The following is a 12461-nucleotide window of genomic DNA, read 5'->3' on the forward strand; positions in this document are numbered from 1 at the left end:
CAAGCCGCAATCGTAGGGCGGGCTCAAGCCCGCCGTACGCGGTTGAGTCGGCGCAGGGTGGATGGCGATGGCCTCACGCGGCCATCCGCACGGGCAGCGATTCAAACCATGCCAGCATCTCGCCCCACAGCAGTTCCGCACCCTGGCGGAAATAGCCCATGTGTCCGATCTTGCCACCCAGCTCGCCGGGTATGATGTCCCGGCATGCGACGGGCGCGTTGCGATAGCCCTGCATGAATGCCTCGCGGGACGCGGGAAGTGCCCACAGGTCGTCGAGCGCGTTGGCGGCGACGATCGGCGTGGTCACGGCCGCATACTCGCGTTCGATGCCGCGCATGTCCGGGTCGTCGAAGAAATAATGCGGGAACCCGCACCAGTGCCGCCACTGCCTGTAGGCGTCGACCGGCAGATCCTCGCCCATGCCCAGCAGCTTCCACGGACAATAGCCCTTCCACCACGTCAGCGGCGGCAGCACGATCCACCACAACGTCAATACCTTCAGCCGTTCGCCCAGCGGCATCCACCCGTGCCAGCCGGCGCCGGTTCCGCAGACATAGAAGCCGTCGACCTTCGAGTGGTTAGGCAACAGCCCGAATGCATGCCCACCGTAGGAATGGCCCACAACATACAGCGGCACGTCGCTGCCGGACATGAGTTCCACCGCCGCTGCGAGATCCAGCCGAGCCCAGTCCAGCAGATCCATACGGAAACCCGCCAGCAATGGCGGCCGCGAGCGTCCGATGCCGCGGTAGTCGAAAGTGAGGACTTCATATCCCCGCTCGCGCGCGTATTCGGCAAAACGCTTGTAGAACCCCTGCGGGACGGCGGTGGCGCCGGCCATCACGATCCGGCCCCGCAGCGGCCCGGTCGCCGGATAGCGAGTGGCGGCAAAGACGTAACCGTCCACAGCTGTCAAAGTGATGGCCAATGGCTGCGACGGGGGCGGGGATCGTTCTATGTCGACTGTCATAGAACGGCAGGCTAGACTATGACGACTGTCTTAGCAAGGATGTCGTCCATGAGCCCGCGCCAATCCGACTCCCGCCAACGATTGGTCACCGCCGCTGCCGACATGCTGGCGCAACACGGCTTCAACGCCACCAGCATCCGCGAGATGGCCAAGCGCGCCGACGCACCCGTCGGCTCGACCTACCACCACTTCCCCGGTGGCAAGCATCAGATGGTGATCGAAGCGGTGCAGTTGGCCGGCACACGTGTCGGCGCCGGGCTCGAGCACCATTTGCAGACCGGGTTCGCACCGGGGTTGCGCGGCTTCCTCGCCGCGTGGCGGGACATCCTGCTTCGTTCCGACTTCAGGATCGGCTGCCCGGTGATGGCTGCCGCCGTGGAGGAACCGATCGACGAGGCGGCGCCCGACGTGCTGATGGCGGTGGCACAGGTGTTCGGTGAATGGGAGCAAATGCTGGTCAGGGTTCTAGTCGCCGAGGGTCACAGCCGCAAGATCTCATGCGACTTCGCAACGCTCATCGTCGCAAGCGTGGAAGGCGCCATTGTGTTGTGCCGTGCGCAACGCAGCATCGATCCCTTCGACAGAGTGTCGAGGCGATTGGAAGAGATTGTCGGCGTACCTAAAGAATCCCGGATCAAGTAGAGGCGGCGAGGAGAATAGTTTCCAAGCGACCCTCTTTGGGCCGAAATCCGCCTTTCCGAACATCGCTCCAAACATTGCGTTCATCCATGCGGCAGCACCTGCTTCGCAGGTACCGCCCCACGGCTTGCGTCCGACGGTCTTTACGGGATCACATCCGCCGCGGCAACGCCGTCGATGAAGGCGCGCATTCTTTCGGCCGACTTGATGCCCGGCGCCGATTCGATGCCGCTGGACACGTCCACTGCCCACGGCCGCGCCGCGCGTACTGCCCGCGCCACGTTGCCGGCATCCAGCCCGCCGGCCAGCAACACATGTTGTTCGACGGGCCGTTCCAGCGCCGACGGCAACAAGGTCCAGTCGAAACGTTGTCCGCTGCCGCCGGACTCGCCGGCCGCATGGCCGTCGAACACGAAACCCTGCGCCGCGGGATAGTCGCGCAGACGCGCCAGTGCCGTCTGCGGATCGCCGCCCATCGGGATCGCCTTCCAGTACGGCAGGCCGAAGCCGGTGCAGAACGCCTCGTCTTCGCTGCCGTGAAACTGCAGCAGGTCCGGGCGCACCTGATCGACGATGGCGCGTACCGCGTCGACGTCCTGGTCCATCACCAGCGCGACCACGCCGATTTCCTCCGGCACCGCCTCGCGCAAGCGGCGCGCTTGCTGTACGTCCAGCCGGCGCGGACTGCGAGGGGCGAAGATCAGGCCGACGAAATCCACGCCCAACTCGACCGCCTGGGCGATATCGCCGGCGCGGGTGAAACCGCAAAACTTGATCCGGGTCCGACTCATGCGGGCAGCGTCACCTCGGCGGGCAGGTTCCACCGCTCAGGATACAGCGGACCGAGGAACACCAGCCCTTCCGGCGGCGCGGTCGGTCCGGCCAGGGTGCGGTCGCGCCCGGCCAGCAGCTTGGCCATCCAGTCTTCCGCCTGGCGACCGGCGCCGATCTCGGCCAGCGAACCGACGATGTTGCGCACCATGTGATGCAGGAAGGCATTGGCCTGCAGTTCGAATTCGATGATCTCGCCATCGCGGCGCACCTCGATCCGCTGCATCTCCCGGCGCGCATGCCGGGCCTGACAGTGCACGGTGCGGAAGGCGCTGAAGTCCTGTTCGCCCAGCAGCGCCTGCGCCGCACGGTGCATGGCCCCGGCGTCCAGCGGCCGGCGTTCCCAGGCCAGAGTGTTGCGGTACAGCGCCGGCCGCACCGGGCGATTGATCAGCCGGTAGCGGTAGCGCCGCGCGCGCGCGGCGAAACGGGCGTTGAAGTCGTCGGCCACCGGCACGCACCAGCGCACGCACACCGAGGCCGGCAGGTTGCCGGTCGCTCCCAGCGTCCAGGCGCGCGGATCGCGCTGGGCGTCGCTGTCGAAATGCACCACCTGACATTGCGCGTGCACGCCGGCGTCGGTGCGCCCGGCGCAGACCACGGCGACCGGGTGATCGGCGACTTTCGACAAGGCTTCCTGCACCGCCTTCTGCACGGTCGCCCGCGGGGACGCCCCCAGTTGCTGCCAGCCGCGGAAATTGCTGCCGTCGTATTCGACGCCCAGCGCGTAGCGCATCACTCCAGCTCGCGCAGCAGGCGCGCGGCCTCCTGGCGGGCCGGTTCGTCGTCGCCGGCCAGCACTTCGTTGAGCAGGTCGCGCGCGGTTTCCGTGTCGCCCAGGTCCAGATAGGCGATGGCCAGTTCCAGCCGATCATGCCCCTCCGGCGCGTCGCCGATCCCCAGCGGCGACACGTCAAGCGCATCGTCGCCGGTGTGCCAGGTCGGCTTGGCCAGATGCGCCTGCTCCCATTCGGCATCGCTGGCGACGGCCGGGACTTCTTCCGCCGCCCCGCCGCCACCGAAGAAGGGGTCATGCCCGGTCGGGGTCGGCGCATCGGTGTCTTCGCCGCGCACCGGAGCGTTTACGGCGAAGGTTCCAGCCGGTCGGGGAGCCGGTCGCGCGGCGGCCGCCTGTGCGCGACGGCGGCTGGTCAGCAGCCCGGCCAGCAGTCCGATGATGATCAGCCCCAGTCCGGCGACCAGCCAGGTCGGCACGCCTTCGCCGCCTTGCGTCTGCGACAGCCGTTGCTGGGCCGCGGCCAGATCGCTGTCCTTCATCGCGATCAGCTGTTCCTGCTGCTGCTTGATCTTCTCCAGCTCGGCCACCTGGGCACGCAATTCCTGCACTTCGGATTCGCGTGCCGCGACGTCTTCGCGTGCCTGCTGCAACTGCTGTTCCGCCAACATGTCACCCTCGCCCCCGGCCTGAATGCCGGATGTCGTACCTGCACGGTCGGTGACCGCGGCCGCCGGCGGCGCGATTTCCAGCCGCGCCTGATCGATCGGACCGCCCGTCCCGGCCGGCGAAGCGGATGCGGTCGTGGCCGCCACCGCCGCCGGCTGCACCACCGGACGGCGCGCCTGCCGCCATTCGGCCACCTGCTGCCGGACCAGGGCCGAAGCCTCGGCGCGGTCGAGTTGCGCCAGTTCCGAGGTTTGCGGCACCCGCAGCACCGCGCCCTGTTTCAGGCGGTTGATGTTGCCACCGATGAAGGCCTCGGGATTGGCACGCAGCAAGGCCAGCATGGTCTGGTCCAGGCTGTAGCCGGTATTCAGGCGGCTGGCGATGCCGGACAGCGTCTGCCCGCGGCGAACCGGCGCCAGCGCATCGCCGGGCCCGGCAGCAGTCGCGACTGGCGCTGGGGGCGAAGCCTCCGGCGGCGGGGCGGCGGGCACGGGGATCGGTGCGGGTATTGGTACCGGCGCCGAGGGTGGTGCGGCCGCCGTCGGCTGCGGTTCGGCAGGCGCAGGCGTTTCGGTTTCGACCGGAGCCGCCACCTGCGGTTCGCGCACGATGGCATTGGAAGGCGCCGGCAACGGCGCTTCGACGGCCGGTGCCGCCACCGCCGCCATCGCTTCCGGTGTACTGACCAGGGCCGAGTACTCGCGAACCAGGCGCCCCTGGCCCCAGTCGACCTCGATCAGAAAGTTCACCGCCGCCTGTTCCACCGGGGCGGCGCTGGTCACCCGGATCACCGGCTGTCCCTGGTCGGACAGCGCCACCGCGAAATTCAGTTCGCTGACCAGGCCGCGCGGGCGTTCCAACCCGACCCGCTCGAAGGTCGCCGGCGATGCCAATCGCGCCTGCAACTGCTCCATCTCGGCAGGGTCGCTGGAAACGATCGGGATTTCGGCCAGCAAGGGCTGCCCCGGCTGCGACAGTACCCGGATCTCGCCCAGGCCCAACGCCATGGCCGCGCCGCTGGCCAGCGCCAGCAGGCCGCCGGCCAGCCATCGGACGAGTTGTCGCATCGCGTTGTTGCTCAAGCAGGCGCCCTGTCGGTTTTCCCCGCGACGACTATAACGTCAAGCCTCGGCGGCTACCAATTCGGCCAGTTGCACCGCATTCAGCGCCGCGCCCTTGCGGATGTTGTCGGCCACTACCCACAGGTTGAGCCCGCGCGGATGCGAGAGGTCTTCACGGATCCGGCCCACGTACACCGGGTCGGTGCCCGAGGCATGGGTCACCGGGGTCGGGTAGCCGCCCGGCTTGTGCTCGTCGACGACCTGCACACCCGGCGCGGCGGCCAGCAGCGCGCGCGCCTGCTCCGGGGTGATCTTCTTTTTCGTCTCGATGTTGACCGCCTCGGAATGGCCGAAGAACACCGGCACCCGCACTGCGGTCGGGTTCACCTGGATGCTGTCGTCGCCAAGGATCTTGCGGGTCTCCCACACCAGCTTCATCTCTTCCTTGGTGTAGCCGTTGTCCTGGAAATCGTCGATGTGCGGGATCAGATTGAAGGCGATCTGCACCGGGAACTTCTGCGGATCGATATCCTGGAAGTTCAGCAACTGTGCGGTCTGCTTGCCCAGCTCCTCCATCGCCGTGCGTCCGCCGCCGGAAACCGACTGGTAGGTCGCCACGTTGATGCGCTCGATGCCGTACTCGCGATGGATCGGCGCCAGCACCGGCATCAGCTGCATGGTCGAGCAGTTCGGATTGGCGATGATGCTGCGCGGACGCTGCCTGGCGGCGTCCGGATTCACTTCGCTGACCACCAGCGGCACGTCGTCGTCGTAGCGGAAGGCCGAGGAGTTGTCGATCACCACCACGCCGGCGGCGGCGAATTTCGGCGCGTACTCCTTCGACACCCCGCCACCGGCGGAGAACAGCGCGATGTCCACCCCGGTCGGATCGAACGTGGCCAGATCCTGGACCACGATCTTTTTGCCGTCGAACTCGACCTCGCCGCCGGCCGAACGCGCGCTGGCCAGCGCGACGACTTCGGACACCGGGAATTTGCGTTCGGCCAAGATGGCCAGCATGGTTTCGCCGACGGCGCCGGTGGCGCCGACGACCGCGACTTTGAAGCGGCGTTGTTCGTTCATTGCGTCAGATGAATGGTGGGGGTGTTCCGCAGGAGCGGCGTAAGCCGCGATCAAGCTTTCCCATGAAAGCCCTTTCGCGGCTTACGCCGCTCCTGCGGGGATGCGGAGGATAGCGGAAGCCCGGATCATGCGCCCGGACGGTTGCCGATGAAACCGGGATTCACAACGTTCGGCGGGCGTCCGGCCCGCGGTCCGCAGCCCAGTGCAGCGATCAGGTTGTCCACCGCCAATGACACCATCGCCCGCCGGGTACCCAGGCTGGCGCTGGCGATGTGCGGGGTCAGGACCACGTTGCGCAGCGCCAGCAGTTCCGGCCGCACGGCAGGCTCGCCCTCGTACACGTCCAGCCCGGCGGCGGCCAGCCGGCCATGGGCCAGCGCGTCGGCCAACGCGAGCTCATCGACGATGCCGCCACGGGCGATGTTCACCAACGTCGCGGTCGGCTTCATCCGTGCCAGCGCAGCCGCATCGATGATGTGCCGGGTCTGCGGCGAATACGGCAGCGCCAGCAGCAGATGGTCGGCCTGTACCAGCAGCTCCGCGAAACCGACATGGCGGGCGCGGCAGTCGCGTTCGACCGCTTCGGGCAGCCGCGTGCGGTTGTGGTAAAGCGTGCGCATACCGAAGCCGGTGGCGCGGCGGGCGATGCCCTGGCCGATCCGACCCATGCCGAGAATGCCCAAGGTGCTGCCGTGCAGGTCATGGCCCAGCAGGGTGTCGAACGACCAGCTGCGCCACTGCCCCTCGCGCAGCCAGCGCTCGGCCTCGGTGATGCGCCGGGCCGCGGCCAGCAGCAAGGCGAAGCCGAGGTCGGCGGTGGTTTCGGTCAGCACGTCCGGGGTATTGGTGACGACGATGCCGCGTTCGCCCAGCGCCGGGATGTCGAGGTTGTCGTAGCCGACCGCAACATTGGCGACCGCGCGGAGTTTCGATGCGGTGGCGATTTCGGCCGCGCCGATGCGCTCGACCAGGGTGACCAGCGCGCCGTGCGCGTTGGTCAGATGCGCGGCGATTTCCTGCGAGGTGTAACGTTCGCCGGCCGGTTCGCTGCGGATGACGTCGAAATGTTCGTCCAGCCGGCCGCTGATGTCGGCGAACAGCGGTCGCGCCAGCCACACCCGCGACCGCGATTCAGTCATCGACGGGCGCTTGCGCGGGGATGCGCGGCGTCACCTCACCCACGTCGCCACACTGCGCGCGGTGGCGCAAGGCCTGGTCGATCAGCACCAGCGCCACCATCGCCTCGGCGATCGGGGTGGCGCGGATGCCCACGCAGGGATCGTGGCGGCCGGTGGTGATGACCTCGGCCGGCTGGCCTTCGACGTCCACCGTGCGCTCGGGCAGGCGCAGGCTGGACGTCGGTTTCAGCGCGATCGAGGCGATCACCGGCTGGCCGGTGGAGATGCCGCCGAGGATGCCGCCGGCATGGTTGGAGACGAAGCCCTGCGGGGTGATCGGGTCGCGGTGTTGGGTGCCCTTCTGCACCACGCTGGCGAAGCCGTCGCCGATTTCCACGCCCTTGACCGCGTTGATGCTCATCAGCGCCGACGCCAGTTCGCCGTCCAGCTTGCCGTAGATCGGCTCGCCCCAGCCCGGCGGCACGCCGGCGGCGACCACGTCCACCCGTGCGCCGACCGAATCGCCGGACTTGCGCAACGCATCCATGTAGGCCTCCAGTTCCGGCACCTGGTCGGCATGCGGCCAGAAGAACGGATTGTCCTCGACTGCGTTCCAGTCGAAACCCTGAGGACGAATCTCGCCCAGTTGCGACAGGTAGCCGCGCACGCTGACACCGTGGCGCTGCTTCAACCATTTCTTGGCGATCACCGCCGCGGCCACCCGCATCGTCGTTTCGCGCGCGGACGAGCGCCCGCCGCCGCGCGGATCGCGGATGCCGTATTTCTGCCAGTAGCTGTAATCGGCGTGGCCGGGACGGAACTGCGCGGCGATGGCGGCGTAGTCCTTGCTGCGCTGGTCGGTATTGCGGATCAGCAGCGCGATCGGGGTGCCGGTGGTGCGGCCTTCGTACACGCCGCTGAGGATTTCCACCTCGTCGGCCTCGCGCCGCGCCGAGGTATGGCGGCTCTTGCCGGTGGCGCGGCGCTGCAGGTCATGGGCGAACTCTTCCGGGGCGATCTCCAGCCCCGGAGGACAGCCATCGATCACGCAGCCGATCGCCGGCCCGTGCGACTCGCCGAAGGTGGTGACCCGGAAAAGATGCCCGAATGTATTCACGATACGCCCTCAACCATTGCCTTGCCCTTGCTTTTGCCCGTCATTCCCGCTCAAGCGGGAATCCACCTCTGCCGCCTATCCATTGATGTCATCCCAAAGATCCCGCCAATGCGGATTGAATGTCCGGATCAATTCCAACTTCCAGGCACGATTCCACTTCTTCAGCTGTTTCTCGCGCCGAATGGCCTCCTCCATCACGGCATGCTGCTCGTACCACACCAGCATGGTCACCCCGTAACGACGAGTGAACCCTTCTACCAGATGCTCACGATGTTGCCATACCCGAGCAACCAGGTTGCTGGTCACCCCGATGTAGAGTGTGCCGTTGCGCTTGCTTGCCAACATGTAAACCGCAGGCTGCTTCATGCCCGTACCCATCCATGGGTCCCCGCTTTCGCGGGGACGACGACCCCGATTTGTTCACTCTGTCAGGATCGCGCGTCCGCCAGTTCGCGGATGCGCGGGTGGTGCACGATCAGTTCCGAGCACTCCAGCGCGAACACGCCCATCTGCCCGACCTTGAACTCGATCCAGGCGAACTCGACGTCGGGCAACAGTTGTGCCAAGGCATGCTCGGACTCGCCGACCTCGCAGATCAGCAGGCCTTCCTGGCTCAGGTGCAGCGGCGCGTCGCGCAGGATCTTCAGCACCAGATCCAGGCCGTCGTCGCCGGCGCGCAGGCCCAGTTCGGGCTCGTACGAGTATTCCTGCGGCAAGGCGTCGGTTTCGGCATTGGTCACGTACGGCGGATTACTGACGATCAGGTCGTAGTGCGCGCCGGACAGGCCGGCGAACAGGTCGGACTTGATGAATTCCACGTTGTCGGCGTGCAGGTGCGCCTTGTTTTCGGCGGCCAGCGCCAGCGCGTCGTCGCTGATGTCGGTGCCGTGCACCTGCCAGCCCGGGTTGTAGTGGCCCATGGCGATGGCGATGCAGCCCGAGCCGGCACACAGATCCAGCGCGCGGTGGACCGGTCGCCCGCCCAGCCACGGTTCGAAGCCGGACAGGATCAGTTCGGCGATCGGCGAACGCGGCACCAGCGCACGCGCATCACTCTTGAAGCTGAGTCCGGCAAACCAGGCCTCGCCGGTCAGGTAGGCGACCGGCAGGCGTTCGGCGATGCGGCGCTCGAACAGCTGCAGGATCGCTGCCTTCTCGCTGGCCAGCAGCCGCGCCTGGCCGTAGGCCGGGCCCAGGTCCGGCGGCAGTTGCAGGGTGTGCAGGACCAGATGGGTGGCCTCGTCCAGCGCGTTGTCGTAGCTGTGGCCGAAGCTCAGCCCGGCCGCGTTGAAGCGGCTGGCGCCATAGCGGATCAGGTCGATGAGGGTATGCAGTTCGTGGGCCGGATCGACGGTCATGACGGGCCTTGGCGACGGACGCGCAGGAATCGGCCCCGGATTATAGAGGTGCCGGTGCGGGCGCGCCGGTATCATGGACGCATCCCGCTACCGGAACCGCACATGTTCAACCGCAAGATCGCCCTGGTGCTCGCCATCGCTGTGGCCGCCGGCCTCGGCCTGCTGGCGGCGCAGAAGTTCTTCGTCGCCGCGCCGCCGGCTTCCGGCACGCAATGGCCGCCGATGCAGACCGTGACCCTGCTGCCGCAGCCGCGCGAGGTGCCGGCGTTCTCGCTGGAGCAGTCCGACGGCACCCGCCTGACTTCGGGCGAACTGAACGGCCACTGGACCTTGGTCTTCATCGGCTTCACCTTCTGCCCCGATGTCTGCCCGACCACGCTGACCGAACTGGCACCGGCGCAGAAGCAGTGGCAGTCGCTGCCGGACAGCATCCGCCCGCGCGTACTGTTCGTCTCGATCGACCCAGAGCGCGACACCCCGGCCCGGATCGGCGAATACGCCCACGGCTTCCATCCGGACACCCTGGCCGCCACCGCCGACATCCCCACCCTGGAGAACTTCGCCAAGTCGCTGAGCCTGGTGTTCGTCAAGGTGCCGGGGCCGGATTTCGAGCAGCACCCGGACAACTACACGATGGATCATTCGGCCGCCATTGTCCTGCTCGACCCGCAGGGCCGGATGGCCGGGCTGATCCGCCAGCCGTTGCAGACCCAGGCCATTGCCGACGATCTGACCGCACTGAGCCGAGCCAGCGCGCCGTGAGTCCGATGACCGCGCTGACCTGGGCGCTGCCGCACCGGCTGCTGTCGTCGCTGGCGCGGCGGCTGGCCTACTCGCGCACGCCGTGGCTCAAGCAGCGGCTGATCGACACCGTGGTGCGCCGTTTCGGCGTGGACCTGAGCGAAGCCGCCGAACCGGACCCGGCCGCCTACCTCAGCTTCAACGCGTTTTTCACCCGCGCCCTGCGCCCCGGCGCACGCACGGCCGACCCCGACCCGCGCGCCCTGCTGATCCCGGCCGACGGCCACATCAGCCAGTGCGGCGCGATCGACGACGGCCGCATCTTCCAGGCCAAGGGGCGCGGCTTCACCGCCGCCGCCCTGCTCGGCGACGACGCCGCAGCCGAACCGTTCCGCCACGGTCGCTTCGCCACCGTCTACCTGTCGCCGCGCGACTATCACCGCGTGCACATGCCTTGGACCGGCACCCTGCGCGAAACCATGCACGTGCCGGGGCGACTGTTCAGCGTCGGCACCGACGCGGTGGCCAGCGTGCCTGGGCTGTTCGCCCGCAACGAGCGCCTGGTCTGCCACTTCGACACCGACTTCGGTCCGATGGCCTGCGTGATGGTCGGCGCCCTGCTCGTTTCCGGCGTGGAAACCGTGTGGAGCGGCGTGGAGATTCCCCGCTATGCCGACGCCATCGTGCGCAAGGACTGGCGCGGGAAGGGCGTGGTGCTGGAACGGTTCGCGGAGATGGCCCGCTTCAACTACGGCAGCACCGTGATCGTCCTGCTGCCGCCGGGCGTGGCCGAACTCGACCCGACACTGACGGCCGAAGCGCCGGTCAGGCTGGGACAGAAACTCGCCACCAGAACCTCCGCCTGACGCGGCGACGCGCGCCCTATTCCCCTTCGGCCGGAGTACCGAACACGGCCGCCGCCAGCATCAGCAGCGCCAGCGCGGCATAGGCCGGGCTGCGCCAGCGCGCCGCGCCGGCCCGATGCGCCAATCGCGCCGCCAGTGCGCATTGCAGCGCGTAGTAGAAGGCGAATGCGCGCGAGGCATAGCTGATGATCTGGTAGATATCGGCGGTCCAGGTCAACACCAGCCCGGCGCCGATCAGCAAGGCATACGCCTGGCGCGAACTCAGCCTGTCGCGGCTCATCTGTTCGACCAAGCCACCGCAACCGTTGGTATCGGCCACCGCTGCGCTGAACTGGGCGGCCAGCGCGGCCAGCACCAGCAGTCCCGGCAGCACCCCCGCCACCGGTGCCATCATGTCGATCACCGCGGTTTCCTCGTGCGGCACCTCGGCGGCGGTGAACACCAGCCCGCACAGGCCGATGTACAGCACGTAGATCGCACCGGACAGCCATTGCGCGTAACGCATGCTGCGCACGCGCGTATCCGCGTCGTAGGCGCTGCCCAGGTAGCGCGAGGTCTCGAAGCCCTGCACGGTAATCACCAGGCCGAAGGCCAGTGTCAGCGAATGCATATCCAGGACCGGCGCCACCGTCTCCGGCAGTTGCTGCTGCGTCGCCGACCTTGCTGCGAACAGCACCAGCCCGGCCAGCAGGCCGGCGATCACCGCCAGCTTCAGCGAAACGGTCAAGGTCTCGGCCCGTTCCAGGCCGCGCAGGCCACGGCTCAAGCCGATCGCCGCGATCAGCAGCAACGCCGCCGTGGTCACCCCGCGGCCGACCGTTTCGCCGTGCCAGGGCGCCAGGCTGACCGCGAAGGCACCGAACAGGTTCAGGTAATAGCAGACCGAAATCACATAGGCGAAGGCCAGCGCCCACGAAGCGACCGCATCCAGCCGCCTTGCCAGCGGCGGCGGCGCGGCGGCCTCCATTCCTTGCAGGTTCCAGCGGATCGCCGAACCGACGGCATAGGCCAGCAGGCACAAACCCAGCATCACCCACGGCGCGCGATTGCCGTATTCGTGCAGCAGCAGCGGCGCCAGCACCAGGAAGCCGCTGCCGATGATCGAGGCCAGCGGCGTCACCGTGGCCTGCCAGATCGCGGCATTGCGCAGGCGCGGCAGCGCCAGGATCCACAACACGACCGCGCTCGCCGCGATCACCGTTGCGTTGGCCAGCGCCGTCGCCGACATCAGTCTTCAGGTCCGCGAGGGTTCGGTGCAGCGGGCTTCGGCAT

At 67.9% G+C, this 12461-nt stretch carries 13 protein-coding genes; 3 read left to right on the forward strand and 10 right to left on the reverse strand.

Going from position 1 to position 12461, the window contains the following annotated elements; all coding sequences use genetic code 11:
• Positions 1-73: 73 nt before the first annotated feature.
• Positions 74-928 (reverse strand): alpha/beta hydrolase family protein, encoded by an 855-nt coding sequence (locus CSC70_RS09900; protein ID WP_246189382.1) that lies wholly within the window; start codon positions 926-928, stop codon positions 74-76.
• A gap of 90 nt (positions 929-1018) precedes the next feature.
• Here CSC70_RS09900 and CSC70_RS09905 point away from each other — a divergent pair, with 90 nt between their 5' ends.
• Complete coding sequence (locus CSC70_RS09905; RefSeq protein ID WP_162456476.1) at positions 1019-1612, forward strand: TetR/AcrR family transcriptional regulator; 594 nt, start codon at positions 1019-1021, stop codon at positions 1610-1612.
• Positions 1613-1752: 140 nt separating this feature from the next.
• Here CSC70_RS09905 and CSC70_RS09910 read toward each other — a convergent pair whose 3' ends face one another.
• From CSC70_RS09910 to prmB, 8 genes are all read right to left on the reverse strand, one after another.
• Positions 1753-2400 (reverse strand): phosphoribosylanthranilate isomerase, encoded by a 648-nt coding sequence (locus CSC70_RS09910; RefSeq protein ID WP_162456477.1) that lies wholly within the window; start codon positions 2398-2400, stop codon positions 1753-1755.
• Positions 2397-3176 (reverse strand): tRNA pseudouridine(38-40) synthase TruA, encoded by a 780-nt coding sequence (gene truA / locus CSC70_RS09915; protein WP_162456478.1) that lies wholly within the window; start codon positions 3174-3176, stop codon positions 2397-2399. Before truA ends, CSC70_RS09910 begins: the two co-directional genes overlap by 4 nt.
• Positions 3176-4912 (reverse strand): motility hub landmark protein FimV, encoded by a 1737-nt coding sequence (locus CSC70_RS09920; protein WP_162456479.1) that lies wholly within the window; start codon positions 4910-4912, stop codon positions 3176-3178. The genes truA and CSC70_RS09920 overlap by 1 nt, the downstream gene beginning before the upstream one ends.
• 54 nt (positions 4913-4966) lie before the next feature.
• A complete protein-coding gene (locus CSC70_RS09925; RefSeq protein WP_162456480.1) occupies positions 4967-5989 on the reverse strand; it encodes an aspartate-semialdehyde dehydrogenase in 1023 nt (340 codons plus the stop codon).
• A 125-nt stretch (positions 5990-6114) separates the two neighbouring features.
• Complete coding sequence (locus CSC70_RS09930) at positions 6115-7128, reverse strand: 2-hydroxyacid dehydrogenase (RefSeq protein ID WP_162456481.1); 1014 nt, start codon at positions 7126-7128, stop codon at positions 6115-6117.
• Positions 7121-8224, reverse strand: a complete 1104-nt coding sequence (gene aroC, locus CSC70_RS09935; RefSeq protein WP_162456482.1) for a chorismate synthase — start codon at positions 8222-8224, stop codon at positions 7121-7123. The genes CSC70_RS09930 and aroC overlap by 8 nt, the downstream gene beginning before the upstream one ends.
• Positions 8225-8299: 75 nt before the next feature.
• The gene (locus tag CSC70_RS09940) at positions 8300-8590 is read right to left on the reverse strand and encodes a GIY-YIG nuclease family protein (RefSeq protein ID WP_162456483.1); all 291 of its coding nucleotides are present in this window, start codon (positions 8588-8590) and stop codon (positions 8300-8302) included.
• A 62-nt stretch (positions 8591-8652) separates the two neighbouring features.
• Entirely contained in the window at positions 8653-9582 is a 930-nt protein-coding gene (gene prmB / locus CSC70_RS09945) for a 50S ribosomal protein L3 N(5)-glutamine methyltransferase (protein WP_162456484.1), read from the reverse strand.
• A gap of 102 nt (positions 9583-9684) precedes the next feature.
• Here prmB and CSC70_RS09950 point away from each other — a divergent pair, with 102 nt between their 5' ends.
• Positions 9685-10344: an SCO family protein gene (locus CSC70_RS09950; RefSeq protein ID WP_162456485.1), complete on the forward strand. Its 660-nt coding sequence runs from the start codon at positions 9685-9687 to the stop codon at positions 10342-10344.
• Positions 10341-11189, forward strand: a complete 849-nt coding sequence (asd, locus tag CSC70_RS09955) for an archaetidylserine decarboxylase (RefSeq protein WP_162456486.1) — start codon at positions 10341-10343, stop codon at positions 11187-11189. The genes CSC70_RS09950 and asd overlap by 4 nt, the downstream gene beginning before the upstream one ends.
• Positions 11190-11205: 16 nt before the next feature.
• On the opposite strand, the gene CSC70_RS09960 is transcribed toward asd, so the two are convergent.
• On the reverse strand, positions 11206-12417 hold the full coding sequence (locus CSC70_RS09960) for an APC family permease (RefSeq protein ID WP_162456487.1): 1212 nt from the start codon (positions 12415-12417) through the stop codon (positions 11206-11208).
• Between the last annotated feature and the right edge of the window lie 44 nt (positions 12418-12461).

This window comes from Pseudoxanthomonas kalamensis DSM 18571, from assembly GCF_010211745.1.
In the GTDB taxonomy this organism is placed as follows: Bacteria; Pseudomonadota; Gammaproteobacteria; order Xanthomonadales; family Xanthomonadaceae; genus Pseudoxanthomonas_A; species Pseudoxanthomonas_A kalamensis.

Bases quoted from the DNA above. Each gene is read 5' to 3' on its own strand.
- prmB (WP_162456484.1), bottom strand. From the start codon at position 9,582: ATGACCGTCGATCCGGCCCACGAACTGCATACCCTCATCGACCTGATC.
- CSC70_RS09925 (WP_162456480.1), bottom strand. From the start codon at position 5,989: ATGAACGAACAACGCCGCTTCAAAGTCGCGGTCGTCGGCGCCACCGGC.
- CSC70_RS09905 (WP_162456476.1), top strand. From the start codon at position 1,019: ATGAGCCCGCGCCAATCCGACTCCCGCCAACGATTGGTCACCGCCGCT.
- CSC70_RS09960 (WP_162456487.1), bottom strand. From the start codon at position 12,417: ATGTCGGCGACGGCGCTGGCCAACGCAACGGTGATCGCGGCGAGCGCG.
- CSC70_RS09930 (WP_162456481.1), bottom strand. From the start codon at position 7,128: ATGACTGAATCGCGGTCGCGGGTGTGGCTGGCGCGACCGCTGTTCGCC.
- CSC70_RS09910 (WP_162456477.1), bottom strand. From the start codon at position 2,400: ATGAGTCGGACCCGGATCAAGTTTTGCGGTTTCACCCGCGCCGGCGAT.
- truA (WP_162456478.1), bottom strand. From the start codon at position 3,176: ATGCGCTACGCGCTGGGCGTCGAATACGACGGCAGCAATTTCCGCGGC.
- CSC70_RS09920 (WP_162456479.1), bottom strand. From the start codon at position 4,912: ATGCGACAACTCGTCCGATGGCTGGCCGGCGGCCTGCTGGCGCTGGCC.
- CSC70_RS09950 (WP_162456485.1), top strand. From the start codon at position 9,685: ATGTTCAACCGCAAGATCGCCCTGGTGCTCGCCATCGCTGTGGCCGCC.
- CSC70_RS09940 (WP_162456483.1), bottom strand. From the start codon at position 8,590: ATGAAGCAGCCTGCGGTTTACATGTTGGCAAGCAAGCGCAACGGCACA.